The organism is Candidatus Nitrosopumilus sp. (assembly GCF_965263415.1).
Classification (GTDB): domain Archaea; phylum Thermoproteota; class Nitrososphaeria; order Nitrososphaerales; family Nitrosopumilaceae; genus Nitrosopumilus.
In genome coordinates this window covers 64,854-79,347 of sequence record NZ_OZ253671.1, presented here as the reverse complement: position 1 = coordinate 79,347, position 14,494 = coordinate 64,854, and the positions used below count along the sequence as shown (strand labels likewise).

Annotated in this window: 21 protein-coding genes; 9 read left to right on the top strand and 12 right to left on the bottom strand. The window is 35.4% G+C overall.

Translation table 11 applies throughout. The annotated features are described in order from the left end of the window. The 3 genes from ACQY22_RS01030 to ACQY22_RS01020 all read right to left on the bottom strand — a co-directional run bounded on the left by ACQY22_RS01030 (position 1) and on the right by ACQY22_RS01020 (position 2,671). Positions 1–1,071, bottom strand: a complete 1,071-nt coding sequence (locus ACQY22_RS01030; protein ID WP_428324714.1) for a hypothetical protein — start codon at positions 1,069–1,071, stop codon at positions 1–3. 78 nt (positions 1,072–1,149) lie between these two features. Next, positions 1,150–2,016, bottom strand: a complete 867-nt coding sequence (locus tag ACQY22_RS01025) for a 50S ribosomal protein L10 (RefSeq protein WP_428324713.1) — start codon at positions 2,014–2,016, stop codon at positions 1,150–1,152. After that, a complete protein-coding gene (locus tag ACQY22_RS01020; RefSeq protein WP_428324712.1) occupies positions 2,009–2,671 on the bottom strand; it encodes a 50S ribosomal protein L1 in 663 nt (220 codons plus the stop codon). Before ACQY22_RS01020 ends, ACQY22_RS01025 begins: the two co-directional genes overlap by 8 nt. Before the next feature lie 191 nt (positions 2,672–2,862). On the opposite strand from ACQY22_RS01020, the gene ACQY22_RS01015 reads away from it, so the two are divergent. Both ACQY22_RS01015 and ACQY22_RS01010 read left to right on the top strand, forming a co-directional pair. Beyond that, positions 2,863–3,300, top strand: a complete 438-nt coding sequence (locus ACQY22_RS01015) for an Lrp/AsnC family transcriptional regulator (protein WP_428325556.1) — start codon at positions 2,863–2,865, stop codon at positions 3,298–3,300. A 482-nt stretch (positions 3,301–3,782) separates the two neighbouring features. Continuing rightward, a complete protein-coding gene (locus tag ACQY22_RS01010; RefSeq protein ID WP_428324711.1) occupies positions 3,783–4,406 on the top strand; it encodes a class I SAM-dependent methyltransferase in 624 nt (207 codons plus the stop codon). Between the two features lie 17 nt (positions 4,407–4,423). On the opposite strand, the gene ACQY22_RS01005 is transcribed toward ACQY22_RS01010, so the two are convergent. After that, a complete protein-coding gene (locus ACQY22_RS01005) occupies positions 4,424–5,236 on the bottom strand; it encodes a hypothetical protein (RefSeq protein ID WP_428324710.1) in 813 nt (270 codons plus the stop codon). Next, complete coding sequence (locus ACQY22_RS01000; RefSeq protein ID WP_428324709.1) at positions 5,236–5,553, bottom strand: hypothetical protein; 318 nt, start codon at positions 5,551–5,553, stop codon at positions 5,236–5,238. Before ACQY22_RS01000 ends, ACQY22_RS01005 begins: the two co-directional genes overlap by 1 nt. Positions 5,554–5,588: 35 nt before the next feature. Between ACQY22_RS01000 and ACQY22_RS00995 the strand changes: the two genes are divergently transcribed. Both ACQY22_RS00995 and ACQY22_RS00990 read left to right on the top strand, forming a co-directional pair. Further along, positions 5,589–5,729 (top strand): hypothetical protein, encoded by a 141-nt coding sequence (locus ACQY22_RS00995; RefSeq protein WP_428324708.1) that lies wholly within the window; start codon positions 5,589–5,591, stop codon positions 5,727–5,729. A 29-nt stretch (positions 5,730–5,758) separates the two neighbouring features. Next, positions 5,759–5,947, top strand: coding sequence for a hypothetical protein (locus tag ACQY22_RS00990; RefSeq protein WP_428324707.1), 189 nt, complete (start codon positions 5,759–5,761; stop codon positions 5,945–5,947). Here the strand turns inward: ACQY22_RS00990 and ACQY22_RS00985 are convergent, their stop codons facing one another. From ACQY22_RS00985 to ACQY22_RS00975, 3 genes are read right to left on the bottom strand one after another with little or no spacing between them, the layout of a single operon-like run. Next, the gene (locus ACQY22_RS00985; RefSeq protein WP_428324706.1) at positions 5,948–6,427 is read right to left on the bottom strand and encodes a 50S ribosomal protein L11; all 480 of its coding nucleotides are present in this window, start codon (positions 6,425–6,427) and stop codon (positions 5,948–5,950) included. 34 nt (positions 6,428–6,461) lie between these two features. Then, a complete protein-coding gene (locus ACQY22_RS00980) occupies positions 6,462–6,920 on the bottom strand; it encodes a transcription elongation factor Spt5 (RefSeq protein WP_428324705.1) in 459 nt (152 codons plus the stop codon). Between the two features lie 2 nt (positions 6,921–6,922). Continuing rightward, entirely contained in the window at positions 6,923–7,069 is a 147-nt protein-coding gene (locus tag ACQY22_RS00975) for a protein translocase SEC61 complex subunit gamma (RefSeq protein WP_428324704.1), read from the bottom strand. A 66-nt stretch (positions 7,070–7,135) separates the two neighbouring features. Here ACQY22_RS00975 and ACQY22_RS00970 point away from each other — a divergent pair, with 66 nt between their 5' ends. Next, positions 7,136–7,912, top strand: coding sequence for a D-aminoacyl-tRNA deacylase (locus tag ACQY22_RS00970; RefSeq protein WP_428324703.1), 777 nt, complete (start codon positions 7,136–7,138; stop codon positions 7,910–7,912). Further along, positions 7,909–8,208: a methylated-DNA--[protein]-cysteine S-methyltransferase gene (locus ACQY22_RS00965; protein WP_428324702.1), complete on the top strand. Its 300-nt coding sequence runs from the start codon at positions 7,909–7,911 to the stop codon at positions 8,206–8,208. The genes ACQY22_RS00970 and ACQY22_RS00965 overlap by 4 nt, the downstream gene beginning before the upstream one ends. 1 nt (position 8,209) lies before the next feature. Here the strand turns inward: ACQY22_RS00965 and ACQY22_RS00960 are convergent, their stop codons facing one another. From ACQY22_RS00960 to ACQY22_RS00950, 3 genes are all read right to left on the bottom strand, one after another. Further along, positions 8,210–8,578: a VOC family protein gene (locus ACQY22_RS00960; RefSeq protein ID WP_428324701.1), complete on the bottom strand. Its 369-nt coding sequence runs from the start codon at positions 8,576–8,578 to the stop codon at positions 8,210–8,212. A gap of 71 nt (positions 8,579–8,649) precedes the next feature. After that, positions 8,650–9,105, bottom strand: a complete 456-nt coding sequence (locus ACQY22_RS00955; RefSeq protein ID WP_428324700.1) for a 50S ribosomal protein L19e — start codon at positions 9,103–9,105, stop codon at positions 8,650–8,652. Then, positions 9,089–9,493 (bottom strand): 50S ribosomal protein L32e, encoded by a 405-nt coding sequence (locus ACQY22_RS00950; protein WP_428324699.1) that lies wholly within the window; start codon positions 9,491–9,493, stop codon positions 9,089–9,091. Before ACQY22_RS00950 ends, ACQY22_RS00955 begins: the two co-directional genes overlap by 17 nt. A 150-nt stretch (positions 9,494–9,643) precedes the next feature. Here ACQY22_RS00950 and pckA point away from each other — a divergent pair, with 150 nt between their 5' ends. Then, positions 9,644–11,248 carry a phosphoenolpyruvate carboxykinase (ATP) gene (pckA, locus tag ACQY22_RS00945; protein WP_428325555.1) on the top strand — a complete coding sequence of 535 codons (1,605 nt, stop codon included), beginning with the start codon at positions 9,644–9,646 and terminating at the stop codon, positions 11,246–11,248. A gap of 1 nt (position 11,249) precedes the next feature. Here the strand turns inward: pckA and ACQY22_RS00940 are convergent, their stop codons facing one another. Further along, positions 11,250–13,274, bottom strand: a complete 2,025-nt coding sequence (locus ACQY22_RS00940; RefSeq protein WP_428324698.1) for a S8 family serine peptidase — start codon at positions 13,272–13,274, stop codon at positions 11,250–11,252. 76 nt (positions 13,275–13,350) lie between these two features. On the opposite strand from ACQY22_RS00940, the gene ACQY22_RS00935 reads away from it, so the two are divergent. Together ACQY22_RS00935 and pfdA are read left to right on the top strand one after the other, a co-directional pair. Then, positions 13,351–13,971 carry a superoxide dismutase gene (locus tag ACQY22_RS00935; RefSeq protein ID WP_428324697.1) on the top strand — a complete coding sequence of 207 codons (621 nt, stop codon included), beginning with the start codon at positions 13,351–13,353 and terminating at the stop codon, positions 13,969–13,971. An 82-nt stretch (positions 13,972–14,053) separates the two neighbouring features. Beyond that, on the top strand, positions 14,054–14,491 hold the full coding sequence (gene pfdA, locus ACQY22_RS00930) for a prefoldin subunit alpha (RefSeq protein ID WP_428324696.1): 438 nt from the start codon (positions 14,054–14,056) through the stop codon (positions 14,489–14,491). Positions 14,492–14,494: the final 3 nt, after the last annotated feature.

Genomic DNA, 14,494 nt, shown 5'->3' with positions numbered 1-14,494 from the left:
CTAATCTGGGTTAAATTTTAGTATTTTAGGTGCAAGAATCATTCCTACCACTCCTGAAATAATTCCTCCAGGCATACTCATCATCCAATGTTTGAACACCACATCAGATGATGTTGGCAAAACATCGTATGGGAATATGTCGTTATGAAGGTAAATTTCTAAAAATGTCATTGATAACATTGGAAAACTAAATGTAAAAAACATCGAACCTAATATTGCTCCTGCAATTTTTCCTGAATGTTTTTGCATAATGTTTGATTCCCATCTTTTGTTAAACACAAAATCTGCTGCTATTACACTAATCATTGGTGCTACATACCATGGAAGATAGAACATGATGGTTTCAGATGTCAAGATGTTTGATGTTACATTCATTACAATGAATGTTAATGCTGTAGCACTGGTTGCACCAAATTTGTTTTGAGCCTTTGATGATGTCCAAAATATTAAAGAATATGCAAATGGAATCAAAATAAAACTCAGAATCACTGCTACCATAGGATCTGGATTAAAGTTGTGAGTATCTCCTTCAGAAATTGGCAAAACAAAGAAAAAGATTAACCACATTATGCTAAACCAAAATATTCCATAAGTTATTGATAAGATAATTTTAATGAAATTATTTCCTTGTAGATGGAAATTGATTCTTGAAAAACCAATTACTGCACCTACCAATGTAGTAAGAATTCCTAATGCAAGTGTGATGTGAGTTGGACTAAGTAGTCCGTCTATTCCAAATAATTCGTGCCAGTAAAAATCTCCAGGTCCTGCAACTACTTGAATTACAGCACCAATTATTATCAGCTTGAGTCCCGTTGAAAATGATTCATTTCTGAGTTCTTTTTTTCTAAGATATGTTACAGAACTCATTATTGCACTAATCACACTAATCCCTACACCGAGATACAAAATTCCATGTGATGGTGTAAAAAATGTCTCAGGAGTTCTAAGTAGATGTGATGTAATGTCCCAACTTGCTCCCCACATTGCTAACGTAGTTCCAGATAATGCTACAAGAAATACAATTGCAGGAAATTTCACTTGAGATTTTTGCAAACATTCTGTTACCAATAGTTCAAACCAGAGTTATTATGTTCATAAATGATTCTCTTTTGTTACTAGTTACCACTTGAAAGAATTGTTTTTGGTTTATGCTGGAGTGTAATCTTTTGCTTGACCTGCAACTGCTCTTGCTTGAGAATCTGCCTTTTGCAAGATTTGTTCTTTAGTCTCATCAGTCATGTAACCTGATTCAACGGATACAGAACGTGCTGATTGTGCTGCTTTAACCAATATCTGTTCGATGTTTTCTGGTGTGACATATGCTGCCTCAATAGATAGTGAAATTGCTTCTTGATGTGCTTGTGCAAATTCATCTCTAATCTTCTCAACATCAATTACCATCTCTTCTTCGGCATACTTGAGTCCGTCCTCAAGTGCTGTGAATAATGTAATTCCAGCTTCTACTGGTTTGATATCTAATTTACCTAAAATTGCTGCAAGTTTCTCATTGATTGCCTCACCTTTGGCTACTGGTGTGGAATCTTTTGCAATCCAGATTGTACCTTGGTCAATCTTGGTTGGAATTCCTGCCTCTTTGAATTCTGTAAGCATTGGTCCTGGTGCAATTCCAGTATTCTTTGCTGGAACCACCACATCAATACTTGCAATGTCTCCTCCTCTTGCCATCATCATGATTTTGTTCTTTGCCAAGAGTACGTTAAGCTTGAATGGTGACATGTTTGTAAACATGAGCATTATTTGTCCTTTGAACTCTCCAATCATATCCTTCATTCCAGGAATATCTAAATTCTCTAATGCTTTTTGTGCAACTTTGTCTTTTATGCTAAAAAACTCTACATCTTCTTTGAGAGTTTTTCTTAAAGGTAGTATCTGAGTAGAACGTACCTTGCTCATTTTGATAATTGCCATTACTTTGTATTTTTTTGGAAGCTCTTGTAATTGCTGATACATCTGAGCTTTTCTCTTGGGATAAGTGGTTCTATTTTCATGCAAACTTCTTCTTAACCTCTTGTAGTTGTTTAATTGGTTTTCCCATTGTGGTTTTGATCATGACTCTTTTCATGTTCTTCTCACCGTTTGGTAATTTCTTTTCAATTGCACTTAGAACTGCATGTGCATTTACTGCCAAGTCTGCATCTTCCATTGTCTCATCGCCGATTTTACATGAAACAGAAAGTGATGCTCTTGTTCTAACTTTAATTGATGATCTAAATCTTGACAAAAATGATTCAATAGGTGCATTAAATGGAACTGGCGTTGGCATCTTTCCTCTAGGACCTAATAGTTGACCCAAGGTTTTACCGACTGTTGGCATGATTTGTGTATCTGCCAAAAAGAAATCATACTTGTTGATGAATTTTCTAGATTCTCTTTTGTTTGCTCCAAACTTGTTTAGTTCTTCATTTCCGATAACAGAGTCTGCTTTTGCTGCTTTAGCTTTTGTTCCCATATCTCCTGTTGCAATAACACATACTGTTGCAGGCGAACTGGTTTTTGGAAGCTGAACGACTTCGTTGAGTGCAAATCCTTTCTTGACATCAATATCCTTGAAATTTACAATCAACTCTATTGACTGCTTGAATTTCTTTGCTTTAGTTGTAGTCTTTGCCTCTTTTACCATATCAACTAATTGGGCCTCTGTAATCATTACGAACAATTTCGAGAGAGCCTACTTAAAATCGTTTAGAGGCAGGAATTCTCTTGGTATTGATTATTTTAAAAAATTTCATTTTTTACCCAAAATAATTGAAAATACACATCAAATTCTTCTCAAAACCTACATATATTAAATCACAACGAGAATTTTCGAATACCTTGCATAGATTCGATGAACTTGATATGAAATTACTCTTTGAATTAACCAAAGATGGTTCGATCTCAGTTCCAATACTCTCAAAGAAACTGGGAATCAATGCATCTGTGCTTTACAGCCGAATCAAGAGATTGGTCAAAAAGAAACTCATAAAGAAATTCACAGTCGAAATTGATGATTCTTTACTTGGAATTGGTGTAAAGGCAAACGTTGGAATCAACAGAGATCCAAAATTCAAAGACACAATCCACAAAAAATTCATGGAAACCCCTGAGGTCGTATCAATTTCAGAAGTTACTGGAAGATTCGATATCATGATTCAAGTATATTCCAAGAATCTTGAATCCCTTCACGCAGTAGTAATCGAGAAGATTGGAAAAATTGAAGGAATACAAAATACCGAAACCTTTGTTGAATTACAAAAGACTGACAAAGATCCAGTATATCTTAATGAATTGGCATAATTCATACATCATCTATTAATAATCAAACAAACTAATACACATAATGTCTGAAGAAAAACAAATTTTCTATTGTGAATTATCAAACAAGAAGAGAAAAGAACAGTATGGAATTGATACTGCACAAGAAAAATCTGAAAAAGTACGCTAAATACAAAATTATCAATGCTTAAGTCTTTAACCTGTGTTATAGATTCATGGGAGAGACTAAACTCTACACTTGTAAGAATTGTGGTGCTGAATTTCCCTCGAGTGAAATTCGATTGTATTGTAAGGTGTGCAAATCAAATCTAGATAAAACAGGGCAACTCCCAAAACTCTAAATTCATAAGTTGCAAATTTCTGACTCATTTCAAATGGATAAACGTGATGCTGCCTTTTTGATAGGAATTCTTGGAGGAACAGGAACTGCCGTAGGAATTGTAGTTCTCTTGGCAAACGGTTTTATCAAAAATCCATTTATCTAATGTTTTACAACTATGAATATGAAAAATGATGAATTAGAGAATTTCAAAGAAACTTTTCCTGGGTGGGATGATTACTATAAAGAAACAGATGTAACTACAATGCCGTGGTTTGAAAAGAATTTAGATCATGACGTTGAACATGAAATTAGATCAAATAGTTACAATTCTGGAAATTTTCTGGATTTAGGTACTGGTCCTGGAACTCAAGCCTTGGAATTATCAAAATATGGATTTACTGTAACTGGAACAGATATCTCTAAACATGCCATAGAAAAAGCTCACAAACTATCTGAAAAAATCCAATTTCTAGTAGATGACGTTCTAAACTCTAATCTTCCTGACTGTAAATTTGATTTTATTTTTGATAGAGGTGTTTTCCACGTTTTTGATGTATCCCAACGACCTCAATATGTGAAACAAATAACTCGAATTTTAAATGATAATGGAATTATGTTTTTAAAATGCATGAGTGTTAATGAAAAAAATCTTCCAGACAATGACATGCCTCACAAAATATCTCAACAAGATATAGTTGATTCATTTGGAGATAATTTTGATATAAAAAAATTTGAAGATAGTGTTTTTCGTGGTACTTTAGAGTTTGAACCTAAAGCATTGTTTACAGTCTTGAAGAAAAAATAAAAATTAAATGTAAAACATCAAGTCTGATTTTTTTTTATTGCATCTCTATATGTTTTGATAAAACTCCAAGCTCCTAATGAATAAAACACATACGACCACAAATAGAATACATCTATCAAATTCCCTGCTCCATAACTGCCCTCAATTTCTTGTGTCAAGTATAATGTATCTGCAATAACATCTGTGAAAGCCCCCATCATCATTAATAACCATAATAGTCCTACATGGCCTCTGAAAAACAAAGATGCGGCGATTATTGATGGCACTAAAAGTAATGTAGCTAAAAGTGGATATGTTCCATACAGCAGTACCTCAAAGTCCGATAATTCATCATCAATACCTATTGTCAAGTATAGTGTAGGTATTCCAAAAGTAGCACTTAGTATAACTGCACCAACTATCGTCTTTCTTGAAATTATTTTAGATCTTGATTTTAGATAAAAAATTGTAAATACAAAAAATATTGGATATCCAGAAATATAGAAAATGTCACTAGTTAGTGTTGATATGTCTTGAGGATCAACTTCTGTATCATACGAGTATGTTAATTCCCCTGCAAACCAAATAGTTATTGCTACTGTGAAAAATATCCAAGCCTTTCCATGATTACCTTTGAATCTATATTCTACAGAAAGAATCACACCTAAGATTATTGCAATAACAGGTAAAATTATGAATAGAATATCTGTTGCATACATGTTTTCTATTATTGGATATTCTTCTAGATCAAATGCATTAACTACTAGAAAAAAAAGTAAAATTCCTGCAAATCCGAAAATTGCAAAAATTACATTATCTATAATACGCGATGAATTTTGAATTTTTATCATCAGTTTCTCAAAACAGTAATGAAATTAGTCATTTCTTCATCAAGAGTAAGTTTTTCAAAACTGTTTTCTATTGATTTTAGAATGTCTGTATATGCATTTCCAAACATCTCTTGTAGTATTTGCTTTAAACAAGTCGGATTTTCCATACATTCATCAATTTTGATTTGATACTCATTTGTTAATTTTGATTCTACCATTTTTAGTTCAATTTTTCCCATCTCAAGTAGTGCCTTTTCTACTGCCAAAGATACTAAATTTTTGTTAAGTGGGTCCATGATATATTTTCCCTGATCTGCTATAACAAGGTTTATGGTCATCTGCATTTTTTTATACTAATTTTTTTTGTAAATTTATGAAAACAGAAGATGAGGTTGCAGAATATAGAAAAGAAATTGAACAAAGATTGGTTAGTGCTGAATCTATGGATGCAATGAAGTACTATCAGGGTGTTCTCAGGGCACTTGAATGGGTAGTTACAGGAAATGATGTTTAGGTTTTATACACAAAACCTGTAACTGCATCATGAATTGTTTTGTATGCTCTAAGAAAAAAGAAGACTTTGAAGTCTGGAGCAACAAAATAGTGATATCTGCAACTTATGATTCAAAAGTACAAGATCATAATGCGATTCAAAAATTATCTATCCATGATGTGATTTGTCATAATTGTATGCAGAAAATTTTAGATGATGTAGATAAAACTCGAGTTTAATTATTGGAATTTCTCATCCCATTTACCTTCATTGATTTCTGCTGTAATCTCTTTTGGAGTTTTTCCTTCTACTTTAACTCCTAAAGCAAGGCATGTACCAACGATAGTTTTTGCAACTGATTTTAGTGATGATGCATAAGAATTCTCTAGTTTAGTGTTTGCAACTTTAACAATTGCTTCCATTGTAACATCTCCTGCCCATTCAGTTCCAGAAGCACCAGAACCTTTTTGGATTCCTGCCTCTTTCATGATGAGTGCAGCTGCTGATGGGATACCGATTTCAATCTCATACTTTTTTGTATCACTATCAACAATAACGGTGACCGGAACTTTCATTCCCTCAAAGTCTTTTGTTTTATCGTTAATTGCATTGATAACTTCCATAATGTTAACGCCGAGTGGACCTAGTGCTGGACCCAAAGGTGGACCTGCAGATGCTCCTCCTCCTGTTACAAGTGATGAAATTTTTTGTTCTCCCATATTTTATCGCCTTAAAATGAAAATTTAATCCTTCCTAACCCTCTGTTGATAGTTTTAGATAGTTTGCGTCAACTGTGACTGGTAGCTGGTATGATGCATCAAGCAAAACAACAGTAGCTTCTTCCTTATCTGGATCGATCCTGGTGATTGTTGCCTTCATTCCCTTAAATGGGCCGCCAGTGATTTCTACAACATTATCTACTGCTAATGTTGATACTGTTGATTTCTTTACCAGGTATCCTTCTATGTCTTTGAATTCTAATTCTCCTCTTAATTGACCTCGGATGTGTCTAACACCTTCTACTGCCATGTATGCGTCACTTGGATTAACTGCTTCAATGACAACATATCCTTTAAGATCATTTACCCAAAATACTGATTGAATATTGATTTGATTAGCGTTAGCTTTTGCTTCTAATAACCTCATTACCACTTTTTCTTGTCCACCAGTGGTTCTAATTGCAAACAAATGTGATTTTACTTCTTCTGACAATTTTACCTTCCAAACGTGATTACCGAAAAGACAAACTGAATGATAAATCCAATACAACCTATACCGCCAATACCTAACAACACTAATCTGAGATGTTGTTGATACTCATCTTTGTTTGGCTTTTTTGCCATTTTTAGAGTATTTGCCATATCTTTCAATTTCTGCTTCGGGTTCATTGGTGGAAATTAATAGGGTCTCTTTATATCTCTTATTTCATGGAACTGTTAATTGCATACGCTGATGATCCTGCTGGTCACAATATGGCAAAATTTCTTTCCAAGAATATGACTCAAGAAGGAGATGTATTTCACGGCAAGTGTTATGATTTGGTAATTATTTCGACTCCTGCAATCTCTGCAGATTGGTTAGAAGAAAAATATGCTTATGATGGATTTGTATTTTTATCAAAACATGCAGCTGAATCTGGAGTTCTTGCACTCACTTGTCACAGCACCGGAAATTTTTCAGAAGCAAAGTTTGGTGGAAAAGATAGACAAGTAGCAATCCCACATCCTGATTTACAAAAAAAATATCTTCAAACTTTACGTGATCATCAATCTGATTTTGCAGAGTTTGATATTACGATAGAGGCAACACATCATGGCCCCACAGATCTCAAAAAACCTGCAATATTCATTGAAATTGGAACCACTGAAAAACAATGGACTGATGAGAATCTGTGTCATAGAGTTGCAAAGCTAGTTCATGAGGTAATGTCAAATAATATTCCAAAAAACCCAGTTGCAATATGTTTTGGTGGAACTCACTATCCAACAAAGTTTACAGAACAACTACTTGATGGTAAATATGCCCTTGGAACAGTAATTCCAAAACATGCCCTTGACAATCTTGATGAAGAGTTGTTCTCACATATTCTCAAACAAAACAATATGGCTAAATTTGCTCTGCTAGATTGGAATGGATTGGGACCAAACAAGCAAAAAGTTCTTGACCTTCTAGAATCTACAGAACTTGAGGTAGTCAAACTTTGAGTCTTGAGAAAAAGATTTACAAAAAATTACTAGAAGTTCCAAAAGGCCAAATCACAACTTATGGTGAACTTGCAAAGGCAGTTGGTCTAAAGAATGGACAACGAGCAGTTGGCAGAATAATGACCAAGAATCCCTACCCTGTAATAATTCCATGTCATAGAGTTGTAATGTCCAATGGCAAGGTTGGTGGATATGCATATGGTGAGCATATCAAAACAAAGATGCTAAATGATGAAGGTATCAAAATTGAAAATGGTAAAATTCTAGATTGGGAAAAAACTGTTTATAGATTCTAACTCACAATCCGCCACCAGATACTTTACTTAACTCAATGTCGTACCCTGTTGGGTCTTTAATGTATACTGAACTTGATTTCTCAAATTCTACTGGTCCGTCATAAAGTACTTCCACTCCAAACTCGTTGCATTTTTGCATAATGTCATCAAAGTTCTCAACATGAAATCCAAAATGCGCAATTCCGCCAGTAGGAATTACTTGTGGGTCTTCATACAAACAAAGTTTGATTGAATCATTTCCAATGATCTTTGAAGGTGCATCCATCTTGTTTGGTGAGTTGTCATCTTTTCTAATCTCAAATCCAAACAAATTTTTGTAAAATTCTACTGTTTTTGCTATATCTCTTACATTCATGTTGACATGATCCATGGATGTTGCCTTGAGAACATCTGTCCTAATCTAAACTAGATTTTTTGAATTAAAAGGATTTTTGAAAAGTTCTAGTTTTTTCTTTTTGCAACAATCTCTTCCATTAACTGTCTCAAGTGGGCCTTGTTTCTGACTGTGTTTCCACCTACTTTTTTGTAGAGTGCCCAAAATTCTGGATTAGTCAATTCCTTTCTGTCTTTTGCAATTTTTAGCAATCTTCTCAATGAGCGGACCTTTGCAACATAGACTTCTTTCTTACCAACACGTGCACCTTTACGTCCTTGTTTTGAACCTTGTTTGGTACCTCTCTTGTTTCTTTGATCCTTCTTAGTTTGTGCCCTTCCTCTAGAAGTTCCAGTGAATGAATCAATTCTAATTGTGTTAGCTGTAATTAGACTGCGGATGTTCTCTCTTGTGATTGCATCTGCTACATCAGTAAGATGGTCTGAATCAAATTTTATTCTATGAATACCAACACCAGTAACTCTGGATGCTAGTCTTTTCTTAGCTTTAAGATTTACTACCACTTGCACTCACTCTCGCATTGAAAATTTTGAATTTTTGTTCAACTGCTTTTGAAACAATCTCTTTTCTTTTTCTAGTACCGACGCCGTGACCTAATCTGACTCCGTCTTTCTTTGGGTCAAGTTTTGCCAAGTCATCTAAATTATGAACTAAATTATCTGTAAATCCTGATGGGTGTAATCCTCTTGCATCTTTTGGTCCACCAAATCCAACTTTAACTAGACCTGGACGACCTCTACTCCATTGTTTTCTCTGATGATGATCAATACCTTTTGGTTTTCTCCAACCAGTTTGAAGTCTAACATAACGCCAGCTCTCTGGTCTTTCAAAATCAGGATTGTGTTCTTTAATCTCCTGTCTCTTTGCAATCTTGTCTTTGTTGATCGGCATCAGATTGACTCTTGAATTTTGGAATAAATACGTTCCTAGATGGTCAAAATAATTTCAATTGGTAAGAGATAATAAGGAAATGGAAGGCGGATCGAAATATCTCATGAACAAGCCTGGGATTAATGACACCATTTTTGGAGGCGTAACCCTCTGACACAAGTAGTAGGTAATGCTACAACTGACAAATTTTTAACCCAACTCAAGGACTTTGGAATAAATCCTGCCAAAGTACACAGAAATCTCAACACAGACGAGATGGTTAGCCTTGCAGTTGAGAGAAAAGAGGGTGTAGTCAACTCTACAGGCTCTCTTTCAGTAGATACTGGAAAATATACTGGCCGTTCACCTGATGATCGATTTATCGTATATGATGATAAAACCCATGAAACAATCGATTGGGGTAAAATCAATCACCAGTTCCCAAGTGGCAAATTTGAAAAATTATTAGAAAAAATGAAGAATTTTGTTGATAACAAAGAACTCTTTGTCTTTGATGGATTTGTAGGAGCTGATCCTGAAACCCGTTTACCAATTAGAGTAATCAATGACCATGTTTGGCAAAACATGTTCTCAAGTAATTTGTTTATACGTCCTACAAATGAGGAACTAGAAAAACACGAACCAGAATTTACAATTCTTTGTATTAATGACTTTAAGGCAGATCCTGAGATTGACGGAACAAGAACTGACATATTCATTCTCATTGACTTGACAAGAAAGATTGTCTTGATTGGTGGAACAGAATATGCAGGCGAAATGAAAAAGTCAATGTTTGGCGTAATGAACTTCCTCTTACCTGACAAAGGAATTTTCCCAATGCACTGTTCTGCAAACATTGGTGAGAAAGGTGACACTGCATTGTTCTTTGGTTTATCTGGTACTGGAAAGACTACACTTTCTGCAGACCCAAATAGAAAACTAATTGGTGATGATGAACATGGTTGGTCCGACAATGGAACTTTTAACTTTGAAGGTGGATGTTATGCAAAATGTATCAACCTTAGTCAAGAAGCAGAACCAGAAATTTGGAATGCAATCAAACCTGGTGCACTTTTAGAAAACGTAGTTCTAAATGACAACGTTCCTGATTATGATGATAACTCTTTAACTGAAAACACTCGTGTTGGCTATCCTTTGGATTTCATTCCAGGTGCTGTGATTCCAAGTGTTGGTGGAAATCCTAAAGTGATTATATTTTTGACAGCAGATGCATTGGGCGTATTGCCTCCTGTATCTCGATTAACAAAAGAAGCTGCAATGTACCACTTTATGTCTGGATATACCAGCAAGCTTGCAGGAACTGAAAGAGGAATCAAAGAGCCAAAATCCGTATTCTCTCAGTGCTTTGGAGCACCATTCATGCCTAGACCTGCCTCTGTTTACGCTAAATTACTTGGAGAGAAAATCAATGAGCATAACACTGTAGTCTATCTCATTAACACTGGTTGGTCTGGTGGTCCATATGGTGTTGGAAGCAGAGTCAAGATAAAGTATAGTCGTGCAATGGTTACTGCTGCCCTTTCTGGTGGTCTTAACATTGTAAAATACACTCACAATGAATTGTTTAATCTAGATGTCCCAACTGAAGTAGAAGGAGTGCCATCTGAGATTTTAGATCCAAGAAACACTTGGGTTGACAAAGACGAATATGATTTATCTGCAAAAAAACTCGCTCAAATGTTCGTTGAGAACTTTAAGAAATTTGATGGAGTTGCACAAGAAATTGTTGATGCTGGTCCAAAACCACCACAATAAACTATCTTCTTTTTAGAACAACACCTATTATTCCAATTATAATAACTGCACCTGCAATTATTGTCATTTGTCTCTCTGGAATGCCCAGATCCAATCTTTCTCTTTCTTCAAGTGTTCTAACATCAATGGTATTGTATGCACTTGATGTGTTTCCGTTGACTCTAATTTTTGCATCAACCCAATACTCTGCATTTTCATAAACATCAATTGATGCCGCTTTATTTGGTGTTGCAGTTGTTGTATCAATTCTTCCATCTTTACTGTTTGTAATTGAAATTTTTGCAAAACTCCACTCTTCTGGATGGTAAACATCAAAGAACAGTTTCTCATTTTGTTGAACTATTGAAATTGAACCCGATGTATAGTGTAACACAAACGGAACAACATATTGTGTTCCTTCATGACTTAGTCTTATCTTTCCTTCATGTTCTCCAAAGTTATCTTCTAACATACTCATCCTTATATTCAAAATACTTTCATCAATTAATTCCTCTCCGAACTTTATGAATTTGGGTCCTTCAAATGTAACGTCAAAACTCCCCAATGTTCCATCTAATGATTTTAGTTGGAACTGCTTCTCGACTACTTTGTTATCTGATGATGCTTGTGCAACAAAGTTTGGGGGCTCTATGATCAATTTTGCATCAAATGCCTTTGCAATGTTTAGCCTGCCTGCTCCTGACTCTTGTATTGAGAATTCATCCCCATAGGCATCAGATACAGGCTCAACTGTGGTAAGTAATAGGGATTTTATCTCGTGGTGGTGCAATTCAGGGTTTTTTTGCAATAATAAGGCTGCAGCACCGCTTACGTGAGGAGCCGCATAACTAGTTCCACTGGTAAAATTGTATCCTGCATTACTTTGTGTAGTATTGATGTATGCTCCTGGTGCTACTATTTCTGGTTTGATGTAAAATGGAGATACTGGTCCCCTTGAACTAAAGTGTGCAAGATAGTCTGGATTAAAAAACAGATTCAGTGTAGCCTCATCTCCGTTAATTGATTCAACAATCTCTAAGCCCTCTTCTCTGTCAATTGATACTACTGGAATTCTAGGTGAATAGTCTGGTTCAATAAACTCATGTACTAGTTCTCCAAGAAAAATTCCTGGAATGTTATTGTAAACAATCATTGCCTTTGCACCTGCATCCGCAGCATTAGTTTCCTTTATTGAAAAATATAACAACTCTCCTTCAACATCACTACCTCTCTCAACAATTAGTATGGAATCTTTGACATCAAGATCTTTTAGTTCATCTACTTTACCGTATCCTCCAAAAACCAATTTTCCAGAAATTGCATCTTCTGTCTTTTTGTTTCCCGCCATTGGAATTACTGTGTATGGCTTCTCATTGACTTCTAGTGTTGCAACCAAACTTGATGTGAGATTGTTGTAAGTTGCACCAACTGTAACTGAACCGAAGTTTCTCCCAGGACTTCCAATACTTCCTAAATCTGGACCATCATTTCCAGCTGCAGCTACTACAAAGATTTCTTTTTCTAGTGCTTGATTCACTGCTCTCTCAATCTTTGTGTTAGTCTTGTTAACTCCTAAACTGATATTGATAATGTCTGCATCATCTTCAATTGCTTTCTCAATTGCCCTGATTATCAAATCTGATGATACTCCTTCCCCATCTTCAGAAACTTTGTAAGCAAGGATTTTTGCCTTGGGTGCTACGCCTACTGCTTGACCGTCAGCGGCAATTACTCCTGCAACTTGGGTGCCGTGTCCGTTGTTATCTATTGGCGGTTTACCTTCTTGAATGAAGTTGTATCCCCCAATGACTTTTCCATCTGGTCCCCACCCAAACAAGTCAGGATGGTTAAAGTCTACACCCGTATCGATAATTGCTATTTTGATTCCTGTTCCGTCAATTCCTTGAATTCTTGGAATGTCTGTTCCAACAAATGGAACACTTCTTTCCAAGTATGTGTGGATTTGATTTTCAGAATTCATTGCTTGAGTCAAAACTAACCCCATCAAAATTACAACAATAAAAGAAAAAATCACTAAGAATTTCATAAATCTTCTAACAATTTTAGTAAGTAAAAATGATTACCTGTAAACCAATAAATGGAATAAATTCTCAAATGCATCCATGGGAAAATACACACTTCCTGAAATGCCATATGCTTATGATGCATTAGAACCTCACATTGACGCAAGAACAATGGAGATTCATCACACAAAGCATCATCAAACATACACTGACAAACTAAATGCAGCTCTTGAAGCATGTCCAGCTGAAATTCAAGACAAAGATATCTTAGATATTTTATCTGATATCAATTCAGTTCCTGAAGACAAAAGAGGTGCAATTAATTTCAACGGTGGCGGTTATGATAACCACAGGCTATTTTGGAATAACATGAAACCAAATGGAGGCGGAGAACCTGGAGGATCTATTGCTGATGCAATCAACGATTCCTTTGGAAGTTTTGCCGACTTCAAAGAGAAATTTTCATCCACTACAGCAGTAATTCAAGGCAGTGGTTGGGGATGGTTAGTATACAATCCTTCTTCTGGAAAGATTGAGTACAAATCAATGCCGAACCAAACAAGTCCTAGAACTGAAGGATTAGTACCATTGTTAGGCTGTGATGTTTGGGAACACGCATACTATCTCAACTACCAAAACAAGAGACCTGCTTACATTGAAGCATGGTGGAATGTAGTTAACTGGGATGAGGTAGAAAGCAGATTCTCTAAAGCAAAATAAAGTTCATTCTTTATTTTTTATTCATTTTTTGATTCACTTTCTATGAATGAATTTATAACCATAAGAGAGAGCCATGTTGTAAATGAGTCAAGAACAAGCAGAACAATTGATGCAGCAAATGCAAATGCTTGAAACATATTTTGCAGATTTATCTCAAAGAGAAAATACATTTCTTGGTGTATTTAGAGAAGCAACTGCAGCTATTGAATCGATAAAATCTCTTAGTAAAAATCCTGAATCTGACACTCTTGTTCCAATTGGACTGGGAACTTACGTTCCAACAAAAATTTCATCTGATAGCAAAATAATTCTAAACATTGGTGCAGGAGTAGCAGTTGAAAAAGACTTTGCATCTGCAATTAATTATCTTGAAGAAAGAATCAAGGAAATTGAAATTGCAATACAAGATACTACAGCAAAAAAACAAGATGCTGCCCAAAGATTGGAACAAGGTAAGGCCCAAGTCAATCAAATGATGCAAGCCATGCAGCAACCTGGACAACCACCACAATCGGGATAAGCG

Excerpts from the sequence above, each read along its gene's own strand:
- ACQY22_RS01020 (WP_428324712.1), bottom strand. The coding sequence starts at position 2,671 with ATGATTACAGAGGCCCAATTAGTTGATATGGTAAAAGAGGCAAAGACT.
- ACQY22_RS01015 (WP_428325556.1), top strand. The coding sequence starts at position 2,863 with ATGAAATTACTCTTTGAATTAACCAAAGATGGTTCGATCTCAGTTCCA.
- ACQY22_RS01010 (WP_428324711.1), top strand. The coding sequence starts at position 3,783 with ATGAAAAATGATGAATTAGAGAATTTCAAAGAAACTTTTCCTGGGTGG.
- ACQY22_RS01005 (WP_428324710.1), bottom strand. The coding sequence starts at position 5,236 with ATGATAAAAATTCAAAATTCATCGCGTATTATAGATAATGTAATTTTT.
- ACQY22_RS01000 (WP_428324709.1), bottom strand. The coding sequence starts at position 5,553 with ATGACCATAAACCTTGTTATAGCAGATCAGGGAAAATATATCATGGAC.
- ACQY22_RS00995 (WP_428324708.1), top strand. The coding sequence starts at position 5,589 with ATGAAAACAGAAGATGAGGTTGCAGAATATAGAAAAGAAATTGAACAA.
- ACQY22_RS00990 (WP_428324707.1), top strand. The coding sequence starts at position 5,759 with ATGAATTGTTTTGTATGCTCTAAGAAAAAAGAAGACTTTGAAGTCTGG.
- ACQY22_RS00985 (WP_428324706.1), bottom strand. The coding sequence starts at position 6,427 with ATGGGAGAACAAAAAATTTCATCACTTGTAACAGGAGGAGGAGCATCT.
- ACQY22_RS00975 (WP_428324704.1), bottom strand. The coding sequence starts at position 7,069 with ATGGCAAATACTCTAAAAATGGCAAAAAAGCCAAACAAAGATGAGTAT.
- ACQY22_RS00970 (WP_428324703.1), top strand. The coding sequence starts at position 7,136 with ATGGAACTGTTAATTGCATACGCTGATGATCCTGCTGGTCACAATATG.
- ACQY22_RS00960 (WP_428324701.1), bottom strand. The coding sequence starts at position 8,578 with ATGGATCATGTCAACATGAATGTAAGAGATATAGCAAAAACAGTAGAA.
- ACQY22_RS00950 (WP_428324699.1), bottom strand. The coding sequence starts at position 9,493 with ATGCCGATCAACAAAGACAAGATTGCAAAGAGACAGGAGATTAAAGAA.
- ACQY22_RS00940 (WP_428324698.1), bottom strand. The coding sequence starts at position 13,274 with ATGAAATTCTTAGTGATTTTTTCTTTTATTGTTGTAATTTTGATGGGG.
- ACQY22_RS00935 (WP_428324697.1), top strand. The coding sequence starts at position 13,351 with ATGGGAAAATACACACTTCCTGAAATGCCATATGCTTATGATGCATTA.
- pfdA (WP_428324696.1), top strand. The coding sequence starts at position 14,054 with ATGAGTCAAGAACAAGCAGAACAATTGATGCAGCAAATGCAAATGCTT.